At 73.8% G+C, this 22182-nt stretch carries 22 protein-coding genes; 9 read left to right on the top strand and 13 right to left on the bottom strand.

Annotated elements, in window-relative coordinates; all coding sequences use genetic code 11:
- The first annotated feature begins 64 nt into the window (after window positions 1–64).
- The 3 genes from AB0P35_RS07820 (at window position 65) to AB0P35_RS07810 (ending at window position 3091) form a co-directional block, all read left to right on the top strand.
- Complete coding sequence (locus tag AB0P35_RS07820; RefSeq protein WP_363507860.1) at window positions 65–997, top strand: ROK family protein; 933 nt, start codon at window positions 65–67, stop codon at window positions 995–997.
- On the top strand, window positions 994–2166 hold the full coding sequence (nagA, locus tag AB0P35_RS07815; RefSeq protein WP_363507857.1) for an N-acetylglucosamine-6-phosphate deacetylase: 1173 nt from the start codon (window positions 994–996) through the stop codon (window positions 2164–2166). The genes AB0P35_RS07820 and nagA overlap by 4 nt, the downstream gene beginning before the upstream one ends.
- Window positions 2167–2230: 64 nt before the next feature.
- Window positions 2231–3091, top strand: a complete 861-nt coding sequence (locus AB0P35_RS07810) for a class II fructose-bisphosphate aldolase (protein WP_363507854.1) — start codon at window positions 2231–2233, stop codon at window positions 3089–3091.
- Here AB0P35_RS07810 and AB0P35_RS07805 read toward each other — a convergent pair.
- Together AB0P35_RS07805 and AB0P35_RS07800 are read right to left on the bottom strand one after the other, a co-directional pair.
- Window positions 3069–3992, bottom strand: coding sequence for a hypothetical protein (locus tag AB0P35_RS07805; protein ID WP_363507851.1), 924 nt, complete (start codon window positions 3990–3992; stop codon window positions 3069–3071). The genes AB0P35_RS07810 and AB0P35_RS07805 overlap by 23 nt on opposite strands.
- 83 nt (window positions 3993–4075) lie before the next feature.
- The gene (locus AB0P35_RS07800; protein WP_095873595.1) at window positions 4076–5860 is read right to left on the bottom strand and encodes a sensor domain-containing diguanylate cyclase; all 1785 of its coding nucleotides are present in this window, start codon (window positions 5858–5860) and stop codon (window positions 4076–4078) included.
- Between the two features lie 280 nt (window positions 5861–6140).
- Between AB0P35_RS07800 and AB0P35_RS07795 the strand changes: the two genes are divergently transcribed.
- Window positions 6141–6668: a flavin reductase family protein gene (locus tag AB0P35_RS07795; protein ID WP_095875502.1), complete on the top strand. Its 528-nt coding sequence runs from the start codon at window positions 6141–6143 to the stop codon at window positions 6666–6668.
- A gap of 26 nt (window positions 6669–6694) precedes the next feature.
- Here the strand turns inward: AB0P35_RS07795 and arfB are convergent, their stop codons facing one another.
- On the bottom strand, window positions 6695–7129 hold the full coding sequence (gene arfB / locus AB0P35_RS07790) for an alternative ribosome rescue aminoacyl-tRNA hydrolase ArfB (RefSeq protein ID WP_095873596.1): 435 nt from the start codon (window positions 7127–7129) through the stop codon (window positions 6695–6697).
- Window positions 7130–7259: 130 nt separating this feature from the next.
- Here arfB and AB0P35_RS07785 point away from each other — a divergent pair, with 130 nt between their 5' ends.
- Entirely contained in the window at window positions 7260–7748 is a 489-nt protein-coding gene (locus AB0P35_RS07785; RefSeq protein WP_095873597.1) for a hypothetical protein, read from the top strand.
- A 138-nt stretch (window positions 7749–7886) separates the two neighbouring features.
- Window positions 7887–8462, top strand: a complete 576-nt coding sequence (locus tag AB0P35_RS07780; RefSeq protein ID WP_095873598.1) for a TerD family protein — start codon at window positions 7887–7889, stop codon at window positions 8460–8462.
- 108 nt (window positions 8463–8570) lie between these two features.
- Here AB0P35_RS07780 and AB0P35_RS07775 read toward each other — a convergent pair whose 3' ends face one another.
- The gene (locus AB0P35_RS07775) at window positions 8571–9623 is read right to left on the bottom strand and encodes a hypothetical protein (RefSeq protein WP_363507845.1); all 1053 of its coding nucleotides are present in this window, start codon (window positions 9621–9623) and stop codon (window positions 8571–8573) included.
- A gap of 146 nt (window positions 9624–9769) precedes the next feature.
- Between AB0P35_RS07775 and AB0P35_RS07770 the strand changes: the two genes are divergently transcribed.
- Both AB0P35_RS07770 and AB0P35_RS07765 read left to right on the top strand, forming a co-directional pair.
- Entirely contained in the window at window positions 9770–10072 is a 303-nt protein-coding gene (locus AB0P35_RS07770) for a type VII secretion target (protein ID WP_363508131.1), read from the top strand.
- A gap of 1 nt (window position 10073) precedes the next feature.
- Window positions 10074–11630: an alpha/beta hydrolase gene (locus AB0P35_RS07765; protein ID WP_363507842.1), complete on the top strand. Its 1557-nt coding sequence runs from the start codon at window positions 10074–10076 to the stop codon at window positions 11628–11630.
- 28 nt (window positions 11631–11658) lie between these two features.
- Here AB0P35_RS07765 and AB0P35_RS07760 read toward each other — a convergent pair whose 3' ends face one another.
- The 6 genes from AB0P35_RS07760 to AB0P35_RS07735 all read right to left on the bottom strand — a co-directional run bounded on the left by AB0P35_RS07760 (window position 11659) and on the right by AB0P35_RS07735 (window position 16913).
- The gene (locus tag AB0P35_RS07760; protein WP_363507839.1) at window positions 11659–12150 is read right to left on the bottom strand and encodes a DUF3180 domain-containing protein; all 492 of its coding nucleotides are present in this window, start codon (window positions 12148–12150) and stop codon (window positions 11659–11661) included.
- A gap of 160 nt (window positions 12151–12310) precedes the next feature.
- Window positions 12311–12910 carry a 2-amino-4-hydroxy-6-hydroxymethyldihydropteridine diphosphokinase gene (gene folK, locus AB0P35_RS07755; RefSeq protein WP_363507836.1) on the bottom strand — a complete coding sequence of 200 codons (600 nt, stop codon included), beginning with the start codon at window positions 12908–12910 and terminating at the stop codon, window positions 12311–12313.
- Between the two features lie 40 nt (window positions 12911–12950).
- Window positions 12951–13310 (bottom strand): dihydroneopterin aldolase, encoded by a 360-nt coding sequence (folB, locus tag AB0P35_RS07750; RefSeq protein ID WP_095875504.1) that lies wholly within the window; start codon window positions 13308–13310, stop codon window positions 12951–12953.
- A gap of 207 nt (window positions 13311–13517) precedes the next feature.
- Window positions 13518–13997: a nuclear transport factor 2 family protein gene (locus AB0P35_RS07745; protein WP_363507833.1), complete on the bottom strand. Its 480-nt coding sequence runs from the start codon at window positions 13995–13997 to the stop codon at window positions 13518–13520.
- A gap of 73 nt (window positions 13998–14070) precedes the next feature.
- Entirely contained in the window at window positions 14071–14928 is an 858-nt protein-coding gene (folP, locus tag AB0P35_RS07740; RefSeq protein WP_363507830.1) for a dihydropteroate synthase, read from the bottom strand.
- Window positions 14929–15056: 128 nt separating this feature from the next.
- The gene (locus AB0P35_RS07735) at window positions 15057–16913 is read right to left on the bottom strand and encodes a phosphatidylglycerol lysyltransferase domain-containing protein (protein WP_363507827.1); all 1857 of its coding nucleotides are present in this window, start codon (window positions 16911–16913) and stop codon (window positions 15057–15059) included.
- Between the two features lie 434 nt (window positions 16914–17347).
- Here AB0P35_RS07735 and AB0P35_RS07730 point away from each other — a divergent pair, with 434 nt between their 5' ends.
- Window positions 17348–18532 (top strand): alpha/beta hydrolase-fold protein, encoded by a 1185-nt coding sequence (locus tag AB0P35_RS07730; RefSeq protein WP_363507824.1) that lies wholly within the window; start codon window positions 17348–17350, stop codon window positions 18530–18532.
- A gap of 83 nt (window positions 18533–18615) precedes the next feature.
- Here the strand turns inward: AB0P35_RS07730 and folE are convergent, their stop codons facing one another.
- The 3 genes from folE to hpt form a co-directional block, all read right to left on the bottom strand.
- Window positions 18616–19221, bottom strand: a complete 606-nt coding sequence (folE, locus tag AB0P35_RS07725; RefSeq protein WP_095873605.1) for a GTP cyclohydrolase I FolE — start codon at window positions 19219–19221, stop codon at window positions 18616–18618.
- A 123-nt stretch (window positions 19222–19344) separates the two neighbouring features.
- Window positions 19345–21387 carry an ATP-dependent zinc metalloprotease FtsH gene (gene ftsH / locus AB0P35_RS07720; protein ID WP_363507821.1) on the bottom strand — a complete coding sequence of 681 codons (2043 nt, stop codon included), beginning with the start codon at window positions 21385–21387 and terminating at the stop codon, window positions 19345–19347.
- Between the two features lie 218 nt (window positions 21388–21605).
- On the bottom strand, window positions 21606–22160 hold the full coding sequence (gene hpt, locus AB0P35_RS07715) for a hypoxanthine phosphoribosyltransferase (RefSeq protein ID WP_179419403.1): 555 nt from the start codon (window positions 22158–22160) through the stop codon (window positions 21606–21608).
- Window positions 22161–22182 lie beyond the last annotated feature (22 nt).

Genomic DNA, 22182 nt, shown 5'->3' with positions numbered 1-22182 from the left:
TGGACCAGACCAATCACGCAACTGGACTAGACCTCTCGGACCGGCTCAAGGGAGACTGTCCCCCGTGAAGCACGTCATCGCACTCGATGTGGGCGGCACCGGCATGAAAGCCGCGCTGCTCGCCCAGGACGGCTCCGTGCTGCTCGAAGCACGCCGCCCGACCGGGCGGGAGCACGGCACGGACGCCGTCGTCGCCACCATCCTCGACTTCGCCGCCGAACTGGCGGACGAGGGCCGCACCCGTCTCGGGAGCGCTCCCGTCGCCGCCGGCGTCGCGGTGCCGGGGACGATCGACGAGAAGAACGGGATCGCGGTCTTCTCCGCCAACCTCGGCTGGCGCGACCTGCCGCTGCGCAAGCTCCTCGGCGAGCGCCTCGGCGGGCTGCCGGTCGCCCTCGGCCACGACGTCCGCTCCGGCGGGCTGGCCGAGGGACGGATCGGCGCCGGCCGCGGCGTGGACCGCTTCCTGTTCGTCGCGCTGGGCACCGGCATCGCCGGCGCCATCGGCATCGGCGGTCGGATCGAGGCGGGCGCGCACGGCTACGGCGGCGAGATCGGCCACGTGGTGGTCCGCCCCGGCGGACCGCTCTGCGGCTGCGGCGCCCGCGGCTGCCTGGAGACCCTGGCCTCGGCCTCCGCGGTCTCCCGGGCCTGGGCCGAGGCCTGCGGCGACCCGGACGCGGACGCGGCGGCCTGCGCGGCCGCCGTCGAGGCCGGCGACCCGCGGGCGGCGGAGGTGTGGCAGGTCGCGGTGGACGCCCTCGCGGACGGCATCGTGCTGGCCCAGAGCCTGCTCGACCCGTCCACGGTGATCGTCGGCGGCGGGCTGGCCGAGGCCGGTGACACGCTCTTCACACCGCTGCGTACGGCGGTCTCCGAGCGGCTGACCTTCCAGATGCCCCCCGTGGTCGTCCCGGCCATGCTCAGAGACACCGCCGCTTCCCTGGGCGCGGGTCTGCTCGCCTGGGATCTGCTCTCCACGGAGGTGACCGCGTGACCGCGGACCGCATTGCACTGGCCGGCGCCCGACTCGTCCTGCCGGGCGGCGTCGTCGAGAACGGCCGGCTCACCGTCGACGGCCCGCGCATCGCGGCCCTCGGCGGCGAGCCGGAGCTCTCCGACCTCGACCTCACCGGGTACACGGTCGTCCCCGGTTTCGTCGACCTGCACGTGCACGGCGGCGGCGGCGCCTCGTACGCCGCCGGCGACGCCGAGCAGGCGGTGGTCGCGGCCCGCACCCACCGGGCGCACGGCACCACCACCACGGTCGCCTCGACCGTCACCGGCGAGATCGACGAGGTCTGCCGGCAGGCGGCCGTCCTCTCCGAGCTGGTCGAGGACGGCGTGCTGGCCGGCGTGCACTTCGAGGGCCCGTTCATCTCGCCGGGCCGCTGCGGCGCGCACGACCCCGCCCTGCTGCGCGACCCCGACCCGGCGGTCGTCCGCAAGGTGGTGGACGCCGCCCGCGGCACCGCCCGTATGGTCACCCTCGCCCCCGAGCTCCCGGGCGGACTGGAGTCCGTGCGGATGCTCGCGGACCTCGGCGTGATCGCCGCGGTCGGCCACACCGACTCCGACTACGCCAAGACCCTGGAGGCCATCGAGGCCGGCGCGACCGTCGCCACCCACCTGTTCAACGCGATGCCCGCCATCGGCCACCGCGCCCCCGGTCCGATCGTCGCCCTGCTGGAGGACGAGCGGGTCACCGTGGAACTGATCAACGACGGCGTCCACCTGCACCCCTCGGTGCTGGACCTCGCCTACGGCTCCGCCGGCTCCGGCCGGGTCGCGCTGATCACCGACGCGATGGGCGCGGCCGGCATGGGCGACGGCCTCTACCCGCTCGGCCCGCTGGAGGTCCGGGTGGAGAACGGTGTCGCGCGGCTGGTCGAGGGCGGCTCCATCGCCGGCTCCACCCTCACCCTCGACGTGGCGTTCCGGCGCTCCGTCACCGTCAACGGCCTGAGCCTGAACCAGGCCGTCGAGTCCCTGTCCGCCGTTCCGGCCCGGCTGCTCGGCCTGTCGGACTCCGTCGGGTCGCTGGAGACGGGCAAGTACGCCGACCTCGTCGTCCTCGACTCCCTCACGTACGACCTCGTCGCGGTGATGCGCCGCGGCGAGTGGATCACCGGCGCGGACCGCCTCGCCAGGACCGTCTCGGTCTGACCCCCGTCCCACCGGGGGTGAGTGGCGGCACCGCGTCCCGTCACTCACCCCCTGGGGGACAGCCATGCCCATTGCCGCCACCGCCGACCTGCTCGCCGCAGCGACGGCCGACCGCCGCGGTCTGCCCGCCTTCAACGTGATCACCCTGGAGCACGCCGAGGCGGTCGCCGCGGGGGCCGAACAGGCCGGCACCGCCGCCGTGCTGCAGATCAGTCAGAACGCCGTCCGCTACCACGGCCGGCTGCTGCCGCTCGCCCGCGCCTGCGCCGAGATCGCCGCCGCCGCCGGGGTGCCGCTCTCGCTCCACCTCGACCACGTCGAGGACCTCGACCTGCTGCACGCCGCACCGGCGGCCGGATTCTCCTCCGCGATGTACGACGCCTCCCGGCTGCCGCACGACGACAACGTCAAGTCGACCGCGCAGGCCGCCTCCTGGGCGCACCGGCACGGGCTGCACCTGGAGGCCGAGCTCGGCCGGATCGGCGGCAAGGAGGGCGAGCCGCCGCTCTCCCCGCACGCCCCGGGCGCCCGCACCGACCCGGCGGAGGCGGAGCGGTACGTCGCGGACACCGGGGTGGACGCGCTCGCCGTCGCGGTCGGCAGCTCGCACGCGATGACCACCCGCACCGCCGCCCTGGACCACGACCTGATCGCCCGGCTGGCCGCGGCGGTGCCCGTTCCGCTGGTCCTGCACGGCAGTTCGGGGGTGCCGGACGGCCAGCTCGCGGCCGGCATCGCGGCCGGCCTGGTGAAGGTCAACATCGGGACGGCGCTCAACACCGCCTTCACCCCGGCGGTCCGCCGGCACCTGGCCGGGGACGAGCGGGTCACCGACCCGCGCCGCTACCTCGCCGAGGGGCGCGCGGCGATGACCGCCGCGGTCGCCCGCCTCGCCGCCGTGGTCAGCTCTTCGGGTAGTCGCTGACCGACATGTCGGTCAGCGCGACCTGGTCGAGCAGGATGCTGCCGCCGCCGGCCGGGATGGTCACCGTCAGGGTGTTCGTCCCGGCCACCAGCTGCGGCCATATGTTCGTGCTGTACCAGGCGCGGTCCGCGTCGGCGTTGCCCTTGGAGTAGTTCTTGAACGTCACCCCGTTGGGGTGCTCCTTGCCGTTGACGGTGACCTGCGCCGGCGTGTCCGAGCCGGTGTTGTTGAAGTGCAGCCAGAACTTGGCCTGCCCGGCCTGCTGGGCGACCACCGTCCAGGTCACCGTGGATCCGCCCTGCAGCGTCAGATAGCTGCCGTCCGCGGAGACCGCGCCCTTCACGCTGCTCGCGGCCGGGGCGTTCTGCGCCTGCAGCTTGGAGGCGTCGGAGACCGGCTTGCTGTCGGGCGTCGGACTCGCCGACGCGGAGGACGAGGCCGGGGCGCCGGTCGAGGCCTGCGCGGAGGCCGCGGTCGGGTTCGGCCCGGCCTTGTCCTTCTTGCCCGGGTCCCCGGTCGAGAGCGCGATGCCCGCGCCGATCGCCACCGCGGCGATCACCGCGATCGCGCCGATGACCGCGCCCTTGCCGCGCCCGGAGGTCTCCCGCTCCTCGCCCGCCTGCGGGCGGGAGCGCTCGGCGTACCGGCTCTGCTGCGGCGGCAGCGGCGTGGTCTGCTGCCCCTGGCCGTACGACTGCTGCGGAGGGTAGGGCTGCTGCTGGGGGCGCGCGGCCTGCTGGCCGTACTGCGCCCGGCCGACCTCCATCGGGCGGCTGTACGAGCTGCGCGGCTGGCTGGGCGCGGCCGAGCCGTCGGCGGGGCGGTAGAGGTAGGCGAACGGGTCGTCTTCGCCCGCGCCCTCGGGCGCGCCGTTGCTGCCGTCCGTGGTCACGGTGCTCACTCCCCGGGCAGATGATGGACGCTCGTACCAGCGGAACCCTACCTGCCGGGGCCGACCACAGGGAAAGCCGATCAGCGCACCTGTTACCCGGCGCGACGGTGGGAACGCTCCCCGCGCGCTCCCCTCACGGAACCTCCACGCGCCCGCTTCTCGTCGTACATCCGCTCGTCGGCGGCGTGCAGCACCTCCTCGATCGACATGCCGCAACCCGCCCAGCCGATGCCCAGGCTGACGCCGACCCGCATCGCGCGGTTGTCTATCCGCATCGGCGGGATGATCGCGTTGCGCAGCCGCCCGGCGAGGTCCTTCGCCTCCTCGCGGCCGATGCCGTCGGCGAGCACCACGAACTCGTCGCCGCCGAGCCGGGCCACCGTGTCGCCCTCCCGGACAGCCTGCTGCAGCCGGCGGGCGACCTCGATCAGCACCGCGTCGCCCGCGTTGTGGCCGAACCGGTCGTTGATGGACTTGAAGCCGTCCAGGTCGCAGAAGAGCACCGCCAGGCCCTTGTCCGGCATGCCGGGCCCGCGGTGCGCGCCGGTCCACGGCTCCGGGCCGTCCGGCGGCTCCGCGGGCACCACGGTGTGCAGGTGCGCCGGGTCGTGGTCGAAGCGGCTCAGCACCTCGCCCGCGGCGAAGGCCTCCAGGTCGCGGTCGAAGGCCGGGTCGGAGGAGCCGTAGCCGTGCGTCAGCGCGGTCGGGCCGCCCGGGCCGTCGAACGCGGTGTGCGCGCTGTACGAGAACCCGGGGTGGGCGAAGGCCGGGCCGTGGTCGTGCGCGGTGGGCGGCAGACTGCACAGCCGGCGGCCGAGGCGGGTGCGCAGCTCGGCGCCGTTCGGCAGGCCGGTCAGCGCGTCGTGGCTGGCCCGGTGCGCCAGCTGCAGCTCGTGCCGCTTGCGGTCCTCGATGTCCTCGACGTGGGTGAGCAGGAAGCTCGGGCCCTCGCCGGCGTCCGCCACCACCGAGTTGCGCAGGCAGACCCACTGGTAGCCGCCGTCCCGGCGGGAGAGCCGCAGCTCGGCCCGGCCGCCCTCGGCGCTGGTGCGGTGCAGCAGGGCGAGGTCCTCGGGGTGGACGAGGTCGGCGAAGCTCTGCCGGCGCAGGGTCGCCCGCGGCCGTCCGAGCAGCCGGCAGAGCGCGTCGTTGACCCGGGTGAGCTGGCCGCGGGCGGCGCCGTGCAGCTCGGTGATGGCCATCCCGCTGGGCGCGTACTCGAAGGCCTGACGGAAGCTCTCCTCGCTGGCCCGCAGCGCCTGCTGCTCCTTCTCCAGGCGGGCCAGCGCGCGCTGCATCTCGGCGCGCAGCCGGGCGTTGCCGATCGCGATGGAGGCCTGCAGGGAGAACATCTCCAGCGCCTCGCGGGTCCAGGCGCCGGGCCGTTTGCCGCCGCGCGGCCGGTCGACCGAGAGCACGCCGAGCAGGTCGCCGCCGGCGCTGTACATCGGGGCGAACAGGAAGTCCCGCGGGTGCCAGTCGTTGGCGTAGGTCGGCAGCGGGCCGTCGCCCGTCCAGGTCGGCACGTCGGTGCCGATCGCCCAGCCCCGGTCGTACGGCAGGAAGCGCAGCGTGCCCCAGTGGTCGCTGACGCTGAGCATGCGGTCCCAGGACTCGCGGGAGCCGACCTGGCCGAGCAGCACCGCCGGGCCGCCCACCCCGCTCTCCTCGAGCTCCCAGACCGCCGCCACCACCAGGTCGCCGTCGGGCCGGACGAGGCTCACCGCGGCCGCGTCGAACCCGAGCCCGTGCACGGCGCCCTCCACCACGGCCTGCAGGGTGCCGGCCAGGCTGCGGGCAGCGTTGAGGTCCGCCACGACCCGGTGCAAGGTGCGGAGGGTCGCGAGGCGGACGTAGGGCTCCGACTCGGCTTCCATGCGGGGGCTCCCCGGCTGCTTCGGATTGGCGGTGATGGTTATCGTCCGATTGCCAGAAGAACTGAATCACAGCGAGCACAGCGATAGGCACGCTCGGTCAGCAATAGGCCGTCACTTGTGACTCAAATCACATCACTTGCCCGTGCCCCGGCGCCGCCGGGCGGTCGCATACCGGGACGAACCGTGACATCGCCCCGCAGCCCGACCGCCCGTACCGGCCCGCGGTCCTACGACCAGGGCCCGATTCCGCTCCGCACGGGCGCGGACTACCGTGCGGTACGTGCACACCTCCTCGCAACCCTCGCCCACCCGTACGGCCGGCCCCGACGAATTCCGGGCCGCCCTCTCCCAGCTCGCCTCGGGCGTGGCCCTGGTGACCGCCAACGACCCCGAGGACGGCGAGGACGCGGGCATGACGGCGACCTCGTTCCTGTCGGTGTCGCTGGAGCCGCCGCTGGTGCTGATCTCGGTCCGCGAGGACTCCCGGATGGACGACGTGCTCACCCGTGCCGAGACCTGGGCGGTGTCCGTGCTCGCGGAGGAGCAGCGCACCGCCGCCTCCCGGTTCGCCATGAAGGGCCGGCTCAGCGACCGGCTGCTCTTCGCCGACACCCCGCACCGCCGCGGGGAGCACAGCGGTGCACCGCTGGTCGAGGGTGCTCTGGCGACCGTGGAGTGCCGCACCGAGCAGCGCGTTCCCGCCGGTGACCACGTCCTGGTGGTCGGCCGGGTGCTGGAGGCGCGGGTCGAGCAGCCCGGCGCGAAGCCGCTGCTCTACTTCCGCGGCGACTACCGCAGGCTCGGCTGACGGCACCGCCGGCCGCCGGCGCGGCGTCAGTCCGCCGGGCGGACCCGGCCCCGGCCCTGCTTCAGCTGCGCGCGGTGGCGCTTGTGCTCCAGCCGGCGCTCGACCATGCCGCGGGTCGGCCTGGTCGCCCGGCGGGCCTTCGGCGGCGGGGCGGTGGCCTCGCCGAGCAGCGCGGCCAGCCGCGCGGCGGCGGTCTCCCGGTTGCGCCACTGCGAGCGGTGCTCGGAGGCCCGGACGACCAGCACCCGGCCGTCCACCAGGCGGTGGGCGAGGCGCTCCAGGGCGCGCTCCTTCCACACCGGGGGCAGGGCCGCCGACGCCGCGAGGTCGTAGCGCAGCTCGACCTGGGTGTCGGAGGTGTTCACGTGCTGGCCGCCGGGGCCGGAGGAACGCGAGAAGCGCCAGACGAGCTCGGCGTCGGGGACGACCACCGACCCCCGTACGCGGATGGGCTCGGACATGCGTCCATCATCCCGCCCCGCCCGGCCCCGGGTCACGCGGTTATCGGCGAGAAGCCCGGTGGGCACCCCGGTGGCAGCCCGGTGGGCGGCACCTCGGGGGTGCGTCCCGCGCGCTTGAGAGAATGGCGTCGTGATCGAGCTCGGGTACTCCCTGTCCAACCGCTTCCCCGACCCGCCGCAGACGGACTACCGGCAGGCCCCTGTGCGGAGCCTGCGGCACGACCTGTTCTGCGGCGACGTCTACCTGGAGGTGGACGGCGAAGCCGTCGAGACGCGCTGGGGCTGGGTGCCGGTGCTCGACTTCGCGTGGGCGCTGTGCGACATCGCCGAGCAGGTGGACCTGGACCCGCAGGGCAGCCGCGCCGCGGCCGTGCAGACCGCCGACCTGGACTTCACCCAGAACACCGAGCTGCTCCGGTTCGCCCGCCGCTTCGGCTGGGTGGAGATCACCGCGACCTGGCTGCGGGACGCCGAGCCGCTGGTCGTCCGGCACGCCGACTTCCGCCGCGAGGCCCGCGACTTCCTGCAGGACGTGCTGGCCGATCTGACGGACCTGCACGAGGGCCTCGCCGACAATCCGAACATCTGGACCGTGCAGGGCCGTTTCCCCCGGGTCTGACCGGCGCCCGGCCGCCCCCGCGCGCCTACGGCACGCCGCCACGCGTCGGTTCGTACGAGAAATTCGGCCGGGCCTGGAACCATGGCCCCCGCGAGCAGCGTTCTTCCGAACAAAAGCGACCGAAGGGACACACACACCATGCCCGTGAGCCTCTCCAAGGGTGGCAACGTCTCGCTGACCAAGGAGGCCCCCGGCCTGAGCGCCGTCACCGTCGGCCTCGGTTGGGACATCCGCACCACCACCGGTGCGGAGTTCGACCTCGACGCCAGCGCGATCGTGCTGAACAACGACGGCAAGGTGTACTCCGACCGTCACTTCGTCTTCTTCAACAACACCAGCACCCCGGACAACTCGGTCGTCCACACCGGCGACAACCGGACGGGCGAGGGCGCCGGCGACGACGAGCAGATCAACGTGAACCTGGCCGCCCTGCCGGCCGACGTCACCCGGATCACCTTCCCGGTCTCCATCTACGACGCGGTCACCCGCGGCCAGAGCTTCGGCCAGGTCCGCAACGCCTACATCCGGGTGCTCAACGCGGCCGGCGGCGCCGAGATCGCCCGCTACGACCTGTCCGAGGACGCCGCCACCGAGACGGCCATGATCTTCGGCGAGCTGTACCGCAGCGGCGCGGAGTGGAAGTTCCGCGCCATCGGCCAGGGCTACGCCTCGGGCCTGGTCGGCATCGCACAGGACTTCGGCGTCAACGTCTGACGCACCGGCAGCCACCGGGCCGTCAACGTCCGGTGCTCCACGAACGGGCGATGCCCGGGAACCGTCGGGTTCCCGGGCATCGCCCGTTCGACGTTCTCCGGCGCCCCGTCAGGAGCGGCCCGCCCGCAGCTCGGGGAGCTGCAGCATCTCGGTGTCCTCGTGCGGCGTCAGGTCGACCACCTCGGGGCGGCCGTGCTCGGCCTCCTCCGCCGGGGCGGCCGGCGCCTGCTCGGCCTGCTGCGGCCGGTCGGCCGGGGCGGAGTAGCGCACGCTCTCGGCGAGCGCCTCGTCGCCCACCACGTCGGCCAGGTCGCCGACGGCGGGCGCCGGGGCGGCCGCGCGGAGCGCCGCGGCGGTGGCGGGCCGGCCGAAGAAGCTGAATCCGGCACCCCGGCCGACGGCCCGGACGCGCGCGGACGGCACGACGGTGCCCGTCCGCGGCCGCACGGCGGGCGGCGCGGTGAGCGGCTGCGGGGCGGTGGACGGCCGGTCGACGGCCGTCCCCACGACCGTGACGGGCTCGGCCGCCGGGGCCTGCGGCCGGGCGACCGGCACCGGCTGCGGCATCCGCGGCCGGAGGGCCAGCTGGGCCCGCGCCTCGCCCTCCTGGCGGCGCTCCTCCGCCTCGGTGCCGAGGCGTTCCAGGTGGCGCAGGGCGGCGGCGGCCCGCACGTACGCGGCCGGGCTGGCCGGGTGCTTCGGGCGGGCGGCCTCCTGGGCGCGCTTGGCCGCCTCGGCCTCGCGCATCGCCTGCTCGGCGACCATCACGGCACGCTCGCGCAGCAGGCGGGCGATCTCGGTCTCGGCCTTGGCGAGCCGGGACTTCTCGGCGGTCAGCCGCCGGCCGAAGCGGGTGGCCCGCTCCTCGGCGACCTCGGCCGCGTACTCGGCCTCGGCGAGCTGCTCCTCGAAGCGCTCCTCCAGGCGCAGCCGCCTGGTCGCGGCGAGCTGCAGGGCACCGCGGGCGGCACGGTCGCGCTGGCGCAGCAGGAGGCCGAGCCCGACGGCCGCGACCACGGCGGCGACGCCGACCGAACGTGCCACCACCGGATCGGGTGTGGCCACCAGTGCGGCCACGGCGGCGAGCACGAGCACCCCGATGGCGGCGGGTGGCACGTAGCGGCCGAGGACGGAGGAATGACGGTGGCGTCCACGAGACATGCCAAGAAACTAGCGTGCGAATCGGGGCCCTGTCAGCCTCGCCACTCATTCGGCTCTTGACAGGTCGTCGGAAATACCGGGCGCTTCACACCGGTCACGGGCCGTTACCATGACGGGCGTCCGTCCGACCGTTGAGCGAGGCGCCCGTGTCCCCCGGCTTCCGTGTTCACCCAGGCGAGTTGACCGCCGCCGGGCAGGCCGCCCGGCAGACCGCCGAACGGCTGCGCGCCGACGCCCGGGCGGTGCTCCCGCCGACCGACGCCGCGGTGGCGGCACTGCCCGGCTGGCGGACGGCCGCCGCGCTGCGGGACTGCGCGGAGGCCTGGCACCGGCTGTTCGAGCGGCTGGCGGACGACCTCGGCACGATCGGCGCCGACCTGGTGCGGACGGCCGAGGGCTACACCGCCGCCGACGAGTCCGTCCGGCGCAGCCTCACCGCGGCGGGCTGAGGTGGACGCCACCGCCCTGGCCGCCGCCCGCCCGGCCGAACTGCCCGCCGTCGCAGCGGCGTACGGCGCCCTGATCGCCGCGCTGGACGGCCACCACGACGCCTGGGCCGGACAGACCGCGGGCCGGGTGCACGGCTCCGGCTGGCAGGGCCGCGCGGCCGAGCTGGCGGGCGCCGCGGTCGACCGGGCCACCGGCCGGCTGCAGGCCGCGTGGATGGAGCTGACGATCGTCCAGGAGACGCTGCGTCAGGCCGCGGAGGCGTTCGGGGTGGCGCAGGCCGCGCTGTCCGCCGATCCGGCCGGCGCGCTCGCCGCGGCGGAGCGGGCCGACGCGGCGGCCGCCGAGCGGCTGGCGGCGCTGGCCGCGGCCGCCCGGGACGGCAGGGCGCTGACCCCGGCCGCGGCGATGGCGGGCCTGGGTCGGCTGGCCGACCCTCGGGAGCCGCTGAACGCCGCGCTTCGGGCGCTGCTGCCGCCGCCGGGGGCCGGGCCGGTGCAGGTGGCCGCCTGGTGGCGTGGCCTGGCCCCGGGCGCCCGGGAGGCGCTGCTGCAGGGGCGGCCCGAGCTGGTGGGCGCCCTGGACGGGCTGCCGGCCCGCGACCGGGACCGGGCCAACCGGCTGCAGCTCTCCCGCCTGCTGGAGCACCCGGACGTGCTGCCCGGCCCTGTGCGGGAGGGCCTGCGGGCGGTGGCCGCCCGGCTGGCCGAGGGCGACCCGGCGGGCGGTCCGCTCCTGCTGCTCGCGCTGGGCGCCGAGGGGCAGGGCAGGGCGGTGCTCTCGTACGGCGACCCGGACACCGCGGACGACGTGGCGGTGTACGTGCCGGGCTTCGGCACCGCGCTGGCCAACGCGGGCCGCGGGGACGCCGAACGGGCCGAGCGGATCCGCACGGCCGCGGCGGGCTGCGGGGGCGGCCGGACGACGGCGGCGATGGTGTGGCTGGGGTACGACGCCCCGCCGAACGAGGGGCTGAGCCTGCGCTCGGCCGAGGTGGCGGGCGACGGCCGGGCCCGGGCCGGCGCGGAGGACCTGAACCGCTTCCTGGGCGGGCTGCGGGCCGCCCGGCCCGGGAGCCCGGCGCACGTCACCGCGGTCGGGCACAGCTACGGCTCGCTGGTGGTGGGGCTCGCCGCCCGGCAGGACGGCGCCGGGATGGACGACGTGGTGCTGGTGGGCAGCCCGGGCGTCGGGGTGGACCGGGCCGACGGGCTGAAGGTGGGCGGCGACCACGTGTACGTCGGGGTGGCCGAGCACGACCCGGTCGGCCGGCTCCCGGCCGGCACGGCGGTGGCCGGCGGCATGCTGCTGGGTGGTCCTGCCGCGGCCCTGGCCGCCCAGGCGGCCGGCCCGGACCGGCTGTGGTTCGGCCGCGACCCGGCGGACGAAGGCTTCGGCGCGCACCGCTTCGAGGTGGCGCCCGGCGATCCGGAGCACGCCTTCGCGAGTCACTCCGCCTATTTCGACGTGACACCGGACGGCCCGTCCGCCTCCCTGGCGAACATCGGCCGGGTGGTCGCGGGCCACGGCCCCGAGACCACCCCGGCCCCGCACCGCTGAGCCGGGCACCGGGCCCGCCCCACCCTCGTCAGCGGGGTGAGGGCTCCGCCGGGTGGCCGGGGCCGTTGTGGTCCTCGGGCAGCTTGCAGATGTGCTGCAGCCAGAGCGCGGCGGCCATCACCGCGGCGCCGGCGAGCACGGCGAAGCCGGCGGTGACGGCCTGCGACTTGCGGGCCGCGATGTCGAGCTGCTCCAGCAGGTAGACCCCGGTGCCGGCGTAGATGCCGGTGACCACCGCGGCGACCAGGGCGCTGGCCTGGGCGAGCACCAGGGCCCGGGCGGCGTGCAGCGGGTCCACACCCTTGGCGTCGGGCCGCCGCTCGCGGACCGCCTTGAGCCGGGAGCGCAGCGAGATCGCGGTGGCGAGCAGCACGACGGCGACCGCCGCGAGCACCAGTGGTGCCGCGGCCGGCACGCCGGGCAGGCTGCCGAGCGATCCCCAGAGCTTGGCCCCGGACCAGGACAGCACGCCCGCCACGGCGGTGATGCCGAGCAGCAGGCGGAGACGGATCGGCTTCACGCGGACGATGTCCTTCCCGGCGGAGGCGACGGACTGCTGTCCCTGACGGACCGTCGCGGTGCGGCGGTGCCTGCCCACCGTACCGGGCCCTCGCACGCCACCTGTACGGACGGCCCGGCGGCCGGGGAAGTTCCCCGCCCGCCGGGCCGTCCGGCCGGGGTCACTCCGGCAGGCGCAGCTGCAGGTCGGCGCGGCGGCGGACGCCCTGGGCGTCCTCGCCGCCGAGGCCCTTGAGGAGGTCGGCGACGGGGCCGTGGCCGGGTACCTCGGCCGCCGGGTCGGCGTCGAGCCAGGGGGCGAGCACGAAGGCACGCTCGTGGGCGCGCGGGTGCGGCAGGATCAGCTCCGGGTCCTCGCTGAGGACGCCCTCCACGGCGAGGATGTCGACGTCGAGGGTGCGCGGGCCCCAGCGGACCTCGCGGACCCGCCCGAAGGCGTCCTCGACGGCGTTGCCGCGCTCCAGCAGGGACCGGGCGGGCAGCGTGGTGCGGAGCAGCACCACGGCGTTGAAGTAGGACGGCTGGTCGGCGGGGCCTCCGACGGCGTCCGTCTCGAAGACGCCGGACACGGAGGTGACCTTGATGCCGGGGGTGTCGGCGAGCGCGTCGACGGCGCCCTGCAGGGTCTCCAGCCGGTTGCCGAGGTTGGCGCCGAGCGCGATCGCGGCGTGGCGGACGGTCTGCAGGGTGGAGTCGGCACTGTCCACCCGGCGCTCCAGGTCGAACGTGGTCGGCGAGGCGGTCGGGTCGCTGGTGCTCATCGGGTTCCCTCTGCGGCTCGGGGGCGACGCGGCCGGCACGTCATGCGCGGCCCCGGTGAATGGTGACGGTCACATCGTCGAACGGGACGGTGATCGGGGCGTCCGGCTTGTGCACGGTGACCTCGACCTCCTGGACGGGCTCGTGCTTGAGGCACTGGTCGGCGATGCGCTGGGCGAGCGTCTCGATCAGGTCGACGGGGTCGCCGGCGATCACCGCGGTGACCTCCTCGGCGATCACGCCGTAGTGGGCGGTCTTGGTGAGATCGTCGCCCGCCGCGGCCGGCCGGGTGTCCAGGAAGAGCACGAGGTCGACGACGAAGGTCTGGCCCTCGATGCGCTCCCGTTCGAAGACGCCGTGGTGGCCGCGGGCACGCAGGCCCCGCAGGGTGACGCGGTCCAGCAAACGAATCACTGCTCCCAGGAAGACGGCCCCGACCGAGGGCAGGGCGAAGGCGGGCACCGTCGCCCGCCATCCCTCGAATCTACCTCCGGGTGCCCGCGGTCCAGACCGTCTACCCGGCAGGGCGGGGCGTCACGCGCGCCGGATCGGCGATTGACGTGAACGTTTCGTGCCGTTCCGGCGGCGGGGCGGGGCCGTCCTCCCCGGTCAGTCGTCGTCCTCGTCGTCTCCGCTGGTCAGTACGGGTGAGCCGTGGTGGGACCAGATCCGCCAGCCGTCCTGGGTGCGGCGGAAGAGGTTGGTCGAGACGACCTTGCCGCCGACCAGCGGGCCGAGTTCGCCCTCCTCCTCGGCCTCGCCGCCGGAGAGGATGTTCTCGGTGCAGGTGACAAGGGCCACATCGCCCTGCACCTCGCACTCGACGTCGGTCAGGAAGAACTGGATGTACTCGGTGTTGGCCATGATCAGCATGTACGAGCGGGTGACCTGGGCCCGCCCGCGCAGCACCGGCCAGCCCGGGTGGACGCAGACCACGCCGCTCTTGTCGTCGGCGTCCCCGGCGCCCAGCCAGATGGCTTCGACGGCCTCCAGGTCGCCGTTCTCCAGCGCCTCGTAGAGCGCATGGTTCGCCGCGAGTACGGCCTCGCGGTCCACTTCCAGGGCCGCCGCCCGGTCACCGCCGCTCATCGCGCCGCCTCCGCTCGGCGGGCCTGCCTCGCCCTCGTCCCGCACTGTGCCTCCTGCCGGGCTTCTGCCACGCCTACCCCCTTCGGGCGGCCTGCTGCCAGGCCGCGACCACTCGTACGGCGTCCGCCGTGCCGGCCACGTCGTGCACCCGGACGGCCCAGGCGCCGGCCCTGGCCGAGAGCACCGAGATCGCCGCCGTGGCGTCGTCCCGCTGCCTGGCCGGGCGCAGCTCCCCGGATTCCGGGTTGGCGAGCAGCGTACCCAGGAAGCGCTTGCGCGAAGCGGCGACGAGGACGGGGCGGCCGAGCGCGATGAGCGCGTCGAGCCGGCCGAGCAGGGCCCAGTTGTGCTCGCTGGTCTTGGCGAAGCCGAGTCCGGGGTCGAGGACGAGCTGTTCCTCCTTGACCCCGGCGGCGAGCAGGGCGCCCACCCGGGCGGTGAGTTCGGCGGTGACGTCGGCGACCACGTCGTCGTAGACGGCGAGGGAGTCCATGTCGGCGGACTGGCCGCGCCAGTGCATGACCACGAAGGGCGCGCCGGTGGCGGCCACCACCTCGGCCATCGCCGGGTCGGCGAGGCCGCCGGAGACGTCGTTGACCAGCCGGGCGCCGGCCTCCAAGGCGGCCGCGGCGACGCTCGCCCGCATGGTGTCCACGGAGACCACCGCGCCGGCCGCGGCGAGTTCGCGGACCACCGGGACGACCCGGCGCAGCTCCTCCGCCTCGGTGACCCGCTGGGCACCGGGCCGGGTGGACTCGCCGCCGACGTCGATCAGGTCGGCGCCCTGCGCGGTCAGCCGGAGCCCGTGCGCCACCGCGGCGGCCGGATCGAGCCACAGGCCGCCGTCGGAGAAGGAGTCCGGGGTGACGTTGACCACCCCCATCACGGCGCAGCGGTCGAGGGTCGGGAGGCCGGGCAGCGGGTTGTCCATGGGGCCATTATCGAGCCACCCGGCGGAGGCGGGACCGACCACCGCGGCGGCCGCACGAACGCCCGCGGCGGGCACCGGGAGCCGGTGCCCGCCGCGGGCGGTGGAGTGGGCGAGTGCGCCGCGGGCGGTCAGGCCGCCTCGGTGACCGCGGCCAGCCGGGCCTGGTCGGGCTCGGGCATCAGGCCCTGCCGCTGCCTGGGACGGCCCAGCCGGGGCATGCCGAGGGTGATGAAGGCCTCGGCCTGCATCGCCGCGAAGCCGATCCGCGGGAGGTCGCGGGTCTGCTTGTAGACGAGGAAGCGGGGCTCCCACATCGGCTGGAACTTGGCGTTGAACTTGTAGAGCGACTCGATCTGGAACCAGCGGGAGAGGAACACCAGCAGTCCGCGCCAGGCGCGCAGCACCGGGCCTGCGCCGATCCGCTCGCCGCGGGCGAGGGCGGAGCGGAACATCGCGAAGTTCAACGAGACCCGCTTGACGCCCATCGCGGGCACGGCCTGCAGGGCGGCGACGATGAGCAGCTCGTTGAGGCCGGGGTCGGCCTCGCGGTCGCGGCGCATCAGCTCCAGGGAGATGCCGTCCGGGCCCCAGGGGACGAAGTGCAGCACCGCCTTGAGGTCGCTGCCGGGCGGGCCGGCCGGCTCGCCCTCCTCCGCGGCCTTGTGGGCGGTGACGACGACGCACCGGTCGTCGGTGGGGTCGCCGAAGCGGCCGAGCGCCATGGAGAAGCCGCGCTCGGTGTCGGTGCCGCGCCAGCGGGAGGCGGCGTCGGCGATCACCCGGCGCTCCTCCAGGCTCAGGTCGCCGACCCGGCGGACCTGGCAGGAGTAGCCGTTGCGCTCGATCCGCTTGACCATCTGGCGGACGTTGCGCATGGCACGGCCGGCGAGCGAGAAGGTGGCGGTGTCGACGATCGCCTCGTCGCCCAGCTCCAGCGCGTCCAGGCCCGCCTCGCGGGTCCAGACCTCGCCGCCGACCTCGCTGCAGCCCATCACCGCGGGCACCCAGGCGTGCTCGCGGGCCTCCGCCATGAAGACCTTGATCGCGCCGGGCCAGGCCTCGACGTCGCCGACCGGGTCGCCGGAGGCGAGCATCACGCCGGAGACCACCCGGTAGGAGATGGCGGCCTTGCCGGAGGGAGAGAAGAGCACGCTCTTGTCGCGGCGGAGCGCGAAGTAGCCGAGCGAGTCCCGGGCGCCGTGGCGGGCGAGCAGCTCGCGGACCTTCACCTCGTCCTCGACGGTGAGCTCCGGCTCGGGCTTCTCCGGACGCAGCGCCAGGTAGGCGGTGGTGAACGCGGTCAGCAGGCCGAGCGCGCCGAGCGAGTAGGCGACCAGGTCGGAGATCCGGTCGGAGCCGTAGCGGATCGGGCCGTCGAAGCCGAAGAGGCCGTAGACCGTCTCCTGCAGGCGCTGGGCCATCGACGGGTCGCCGAGCTCCGACTTCGGGTGGACGCTCACGATCAGCAGGCCGAGCAGGACGCTGAAGGCGCCCATCACGACGAGGTTGGCGGCCGCGCGCCAGCGGGTGCGCGGGTCGGCCTTGGCGTAGAACTCGCGACGGTGGATCAGGATGACCGCGAACAGCACCAGCGAGATCACGGCCGGGCCGGTCTGGTGCCAGCGCAGCAGGTGCAGGGCGGCACCCACCGGCAGCAGGACGACGACGGCGCGCCAGGCCCGCCGCTTGCGGCGGCGCAGCGCGTGGGCGAGCAGCACCAGCAGGACGCCGACCATGAGCGTGCCGGCCGCGGCGAGCGTGGTGGTCGCGCCCGGCAGCTGCCCGGCGAAGGTGTGCATCCGGGTATGGCGCAGCTTCGGGAAGACGGCGCTGCAGATGTCGAGCAGGCCGATCAGGAGGCAGGCGTAGCCCACCACGCCCGGAAGCCAGGCGCGGGGGACGGCCGCGGCCTGGGTGCGCAGCGTCTGCAGCCCGCCCTTGCGGGGCTGCTCGGTCGACGGCTCAACGGACACGGGAACGCTCATGGAAGTTCAGCGTAGGGGCTGATCCGGCTCGTCCTGTCACTCCGAAGTAGGAGTTGTGATGGACCTTCATGACTATTCCTTGATCGAGCAAACCGCTGGTCAAGGAGGGCCCTCCGGCGGGCAGGCCGGGCGGGCGCCTCCCGGGCCGAGGGAAGCCTGGGGACGGGTGGTGACCGTCCTCGCCGGGCCGGTGTGGGACCGGGGGGCCGGGCGGACGGTCGCGGGTGACGGCACGCAGCGGCCGTCGCGTCAGGGACGGTGGTTCACGCACTGCACTCGGTGGACGCCGCATTCTAGGGCCTCGGTTGCACCCGGACGAGCACCTGCGACGGGGGCGGAATCCGACGCCCGGTCAGGCTAGCCCCGGTGGCCCGGGACCGTGGGCGAACGGACGATGAACCCTGGCCCCACCCCCGCCCGACGGAAGGCGCGCCATGGAACTGACCAGCAGGTCGCTGGTGTACTCGCTGATCGCGACGGCGGCCGTGGCCCTGGTCGCCACCCTCTGGCTGTGGCCCCGGCTGGCCCGCCAGCGGCCGCTGCCGATGCTGGGGCGCCTCGGCCTGCTGACGGTGGTTCAGGTCTCGGTGCTGGGCGCGATGGCGCTGGCGGTGAACAACTCGTACAGCTTCTACACCTCGTGGAACGACCTGCTGCACCCGGGCGGGGCGGCGCTGGCGCTGACCAGCTCGGAGCAGGCCAAGGGCGCGGCGCCGGACTCCCAGAAGCTGGTCGAGCCGAGCTCCGAGGGCGGGCTGGAGACGGTGAAGGACGTGCTGCCCGCCGGCAAGCCGGAGGAGGTGGGGCGGGTCGACTCGGTGAAGGTGACGGGCAGCGAGTCCGGGCTGTCCGACCAGGTCTTCGTCTACCTGCCGCCGGAGTACTTCATCCCCAAGTACGCACGCGAACGGTTCCCGGTGATGCTGGCCATCGGCGGCTACCCGGGGCCCTCGCTGCACCTGGTGGAGGGCCTGCGGGTGCCGCAGACGGTGTCGGAGCTGGAGAAGGCCGGCCGGATGTCCCCCTCGATCGTGGTGATGGCCCGGCCGACGGTGGCGCCGCCGCGGAACACCGAGTGCGTGGACGTGCCCGGCGGGCCCCACTCGGAGACCTGGTTCTCCAAGGACATCCCGACCGCGATCAGGTCCGCCTACCGGGCGAGCCACTCCTCCGCCTCCTGGGGGGTGTTCGGGTACTCCACAGGGGGGAGCTGCGCCCTCCGGATGGCGATGCGCAATCCGGACGCCTTCCCGAACGCGGCCGCCTTGCACGCGGACTACCAGGTGCCGAACGACCGCTGGACGGACGGCGACCTCTTCCACGGCGACGCGCAGGCCGCCTCGCAGTCGGACCTGAACTGGCGGCTGAAGAACCTGCCGGCCCCGCACGCGGCGCTGCTGGTGGTCAGCACCAGGACCGAGGACAACTACCAGGCGACCCAGCAGTTCCTGGCCTCGGCCCAGCAGGTCGCGGCGAACAACCCGGACTTCACCGTGGACTCGCTCTTCCTGGACGACGGCGGGCACAGCTTCGAGACCTGGCGGCGGGAGCTGCCGGCGGCGCTGGAGTGGATGAGCGACCACCTGGCCCCGCCGCCGGACCGCGAGCCGCGGCAGTAGCGGGAGCGTCCGGACACGCGTCCGGCGGGCCGGTTCTCCACCGGCCCGCCGGACGCGGGCGTGCTGCGTGCTGCGCCGGGCCGCTACCTCGCGGCGATCAGGCTCATCGCCTCGGCGCGGGTGGCCGGGTCGCGCAGCTGGCCGCGGACGGCCGAGGTGATGGTCTTGGCGCCGGGCTTGCGGATGCCGCGCATCGACATGCACATGTGCTCGCACTCGATGACGACGATCGCGCCGCGCGGCTCCAGGATGCGCATCAGGGCGTCGGCGACCTGGCTGGTCAGCCGCTCCTGGACCTGGGGGCGGCGGGCGTAGACGTCGACCAGCCGGGCGAGCTTCGACAGCCCGGTGATCTTGCCGGTGGTGGCCGGGATGTAGCCGACGTGCGCGACACCGCGGAACGGCACCAGGTGGTGCTCGCAGGTCGAGAACACCTCGATGTCCTTCACCAGCACCATCTCGTCGTGGCCGATGTCGAAGGTGGTGGTGAGCACGTCCTCGGGCTCCTGCCACAGCCCCGCGAATATCTCCTGGTAGGCGCGCGCCACGCGGGCCGGCGTCTCCAGCAGGCCCTCGCGGTCCGGGTCCTCGCCGACGGCGATGAGCAGCTCGCGCACCGCGTTCTCGGCACGCTTCTGGTCGAAGTGCCCGATGGCGGGCTCGCCCTCGAGGGTCACCGGGTCGATCATGCGGGCCTCACTTGCCTCATTGCCAGTAGAAGTCGGTCGTCGGGCAGGGCCCGGCAGCACGAATGCCGCGCCTCCAGGGTACAAACCCCGGTGGCGCGGCATTCATTCCGTACGGGCGGCCGCTCAGCTCTCGGTGGTGCCCTCGGCGGGCGGCAGCTTCATGACGTCCACCGGGGTGGCCTCGTGGGAGGAGGCGACGCCGTTGGTCAGCGCCAGCTCCTTCGGGGACTGCACCGGCGGGCGGGTGGAGGGGGTGCGGCGGGAGGAGCCCGTCCACGCCGGGCGGGCGGGGCGCTTCACGATCGTGGAGAAGACCTCGGCGATCTGCTCCTTGTTCAGCGTCTCCTTCTCCAGCAGCTCCAGCACCAGGTTGTCGAGCACGTCGCGGTTCTCGACCAGGATCTCCCAGGCCTCGTTGTGCGCGTTCTCGATGAGCTTCTTGACCTCCTCGTCCACCAGCCCGGCGACCTCCTCGGAGTAGTCGCGCTGGTGGGCCATCTCGCGGCCCAGGAACGGCTCGGAGTCGCCCGAGCCGAACTTGATCGCGCCGAGGCGCTCGCTCATGCCGTACTGGGTGACCATCGCACGGGCGGTGGCGGTGGCCTTCTCGATGTCGTTCGAGGCGCCGGTGGTCGGGTCGTGGAAGACCAGCTCCTCCGCCGCGCGGCCGCCCATCATGTAGGCGAGCTGGTCGAGCATCTCGTTGCGGGTGGTGGAGTACTTGTCCTCGTCCGGCAGGACCATGGTGTAGCCGAGCGCGCGGCCGCGGGACAGGATCGTGATCTTGTGCACCGGGTCGGCGTTCGGAGAGGCCGCCGCGACCAGGGCGTGGCCGCCCTCGTGGTACGCGGTGATCTTCTTCTCGCGGTCCGACATGATCCGGGTGCGCTTCTGCGGGCCGGCCACGACGCGGTCGATCGCCTCGTCCAGGACGAAGTTGTCGATCAGCTTCTTGTCCGACCGGGCCGTCAGCAGGGCGGCCTCGTTGAGGACGTTGCTGAGGTCGGCGCCGGTGAAGCCGGGGGTGCGCTTGGCGACGGCCGAGAGGTCGACGTCGGGCGCGATCGGCTTGCCCTTCTGGTGCACCTTGAGGATGTCCAGGCGGCCCTGGAGGTCGGGGCGCTCGACGGCGATCTGCCGGTCGAAGCGGCCCGGGCGCAGCAGCGCCGGGTCCAGGATGTCCGGGCGGTTGGTGGCGGCGATCAGGATCACGCCGCCCTTGACGTCGAAGCCGTCCATCTCGACGAGCAGCTGGTTCAGCGTCTGCTCGCGCTCGTCGTGGCCGCCGCCGAGGCCCGCACCGCGGTGCCGGCCGACGGCGTCGATCTCGTCGACGAAGATGATCGCCGGGGCGTTCGCCTTGGCCTGCTCGAACAGGTCGCGCACCCGGGAGGCGCCGACGCCGACGAACATCTCGACGAAGTCGGAACCGGAGATGGAGTAGAACGGCACGCCGGCCTCGCCGGCCACGGCGCGGGCCAGCAGGGTCTTGCCGGTGCCGGGCGGGCCGTAGAGCAGCACGCCCTTGGGGATCTTGGCGCCCACGGCCTGGAACTTCGACGGCTCCTGCAAGAACTCCTTGATCTCCTGGAGCTCCTCCACCGCCTCGTCCGCGCCGGCCACGTCCGAGAACGTGGTCTTCGGGGTGTCCTTGGTGAGCAGCTTGGCCTTGGACTTGCCGAACTGCATGACCCGGGAGCCGCCGCCCTGCATCTGGTTCATCAGGAAGAGGAAGACCAGGACGATGATGACGATCGGCAGCATCGACAGCAGGAGGCTGACGAAGGTCGACTGCCGCTCCGGGGTGACGGTGTAGTTGTTGGGCAGCTGGCCGCTCTTGAACGACTGCTGCAGCGTGTCGGCGATGCTGTTCGCCTGGCCGTCCGAGACGTACGACGCCTGGAACTTGCTGCCGCTGGGGGCCTTGCCGTTGGCCTTGGCCGGCAGCTGCTGGCCGTCCTTCAGCTCGATCTTGATGAGGTTCGAGTCACCGGTGGTGAGCTGCGCCTGCTTGACCTGGTTGTTGTTGATCGCCGCAATGACCTGGCCTGTGTCCGCCGTCTTGTAGCCGCTCGAGTCCGAGACGACCTGCATCAAAACGATGACGGCGAGGACGGCCAGCACGATCCACATGATCGGCGCACGGAAGTATCGCTTGACGTCCATCCATGCGGGGCGTTGCCGCCCCGTCCCTCCTGCCACTCGACGGCGCTGCGCGGCCTGGGCCGCGGCGCATCCGGTATCTGCTCATGAGAAGAGCGGTTCATTGGACCGTACCGCAGTACCACCCGCCCGCGGCGGGAGCACGACGGCACGACGTATTTTCCTACCTCGGCACAACGGGTGGGAACGGTGTGCTGTTCCCACCCGTCGCCCGGACGGTGTCAGCCGCCGTAGACGTGCGGCGCCAGGGTGCCGATGAACGGCAGGTTGCGCAGCTTCTCGGCGTAGTCGAGGCCGTAGCCGACCACGAACTCGTTGGGGATGTCGAAGCCGACGTACTTGACGTCGATCTCCACCTTGGCGGCGTCCGGCTTGCGCAGCAGGGTGCACACCTCGAGCGAGGCGGGCCGGCGCGAGCCGAGGTTGCCGAGCAGCCAGGACAGCGTCAGACCGGAGTCGATGATGTCCTCGACGATCAGCACGTCCTTGCCGGCGATGTCGGTGTCGAGGTCCTTGAGGATCCGCACCACGCCGGAGGACTTGGTGCCCATCCCGTACGACGAGACGGCCATCCAGTCCATGGTCACCTGGGAGTGCAGCACCCGGGCGAGGTCGGCCATCACCATGACGGCGCCCTTGAGCACGCCGACCAGCAGCAGGTCCCGCCCGGCGTAGTCCCGGTCGATCCGCTCGGCCAGCTCAAGCAGCTTGGCGTCGATCTCGTCCTTGCTGATGAGCACCTTCGCCAGGTCGGCGCCCATGTCGTTCTGATCCACCGGGGATACGTCCTCAAACGTT

The sequence above is a fragment of the Kitasatospora sp. NPDC085879 genome (assembly GCF_040686255.1).
GTDB lineage: Bacteria > Actinomycetota > Actinomycetes > Streptomycetales > Streptomycetaceae > Kitasatospora.
The sequence above is the reverse complement of the archived record's forward strand: the minus strand, read 5'-3'. Positions and strand labels throughout refer to the sequence as shown.

What these genes read in the sequence shown, in the direction of transcription:
- AB0P35_RS07810 (WP_363507854.1), top strand. Translation starts at nt 2,231, where the DNA reads ATGCCCATTGCCGCCACCGCCGACCTGCTCGCCGCAGCGACGGCCGAC.
- AB0P35_RS07800 (WP_095873595.1), bottom strand. Translation starts at nt 5,860, where the DNA reads ATGGAAGCCGAGTCGGAGCCCTACGTCCGCCTCGCGACCCTCCGCACC.
- arfB (WP_095873596.1), bottom strand. Translation starts at nt 7,129, where the DNA reads ATGTCCGAGCCCATCCGCGTACGGGGGTCGGTGGTCGTCCCCGACGCC.
- AB0P35_RS07780 (WP_095873598.1), top strand. Translation starts at nt 7,887, where the DNA reads ATGCCCGTGAGCCTCTCCAAGGGTGGCAACGTCTCGCTGACCAAGGAG.
- AB0P35_RS07775 (WP_363507845.1), bottom strand. Translation starts at nt 9,623, where the DNA reads ATGTCTCGTGGACGCCACCGTCATTCCTCCGTCCTCGGCCGCTACGTG.
- folK (WP_363507836.1), bottom strand. Translation starts at nt 12,910, where the DNA reads ATGAGCACCAGCGACCCGACCGCCTCGCCGACCACGTTCGACCTGGAG.
- AB0P35_RS07745 (WP_363507833.1), bottom strand. Translation starts at nt 13,997, where the DNA reads ATGAGCGGCGGTGACCGGGCGGCGGCCCTGGAAGTGGACCGCGAGGCC.
- folP (WP_363507830.1), bottom strand. Translation starts at nt 14,928, where the DNA reads ATGGACAACCCGCTGCCCGGCCTCCCGACCCTCGACCGCTGCGCCGTG.
- AB0P35_RS07735 (WP_363507827.1), bottom strand. Translation starts at nt 16,913, where the DNA reads ATGAGCGTTCCCGTGTCCGTTGAGCCGTCGACCGAGCAGCCCCGCAAG.
- AB0P35_RS07730 (WP_363507824.1), top strand. Translation starts at nt 17,348, where the DNA reads ATGGAACTGACCAGCAGGTCGCTGGTGTACTCGCTGATCGCGACGGCG.
- folE (WP_095873605.1), bottom strand. Translation starts at nt 19,221, where the DNA reads ATGATCGACCCGGTGACCCTCGAGGGCGAGCCCGCCATCGGGCACTTC.
- ftsH (WP_363507821.1), bottom strand. Translation starts at nt 21,387, where the DNA reads ATGGACGTCAAGCGATACTTCCGTGCGCCGATCATGTGGATCGTGCTG.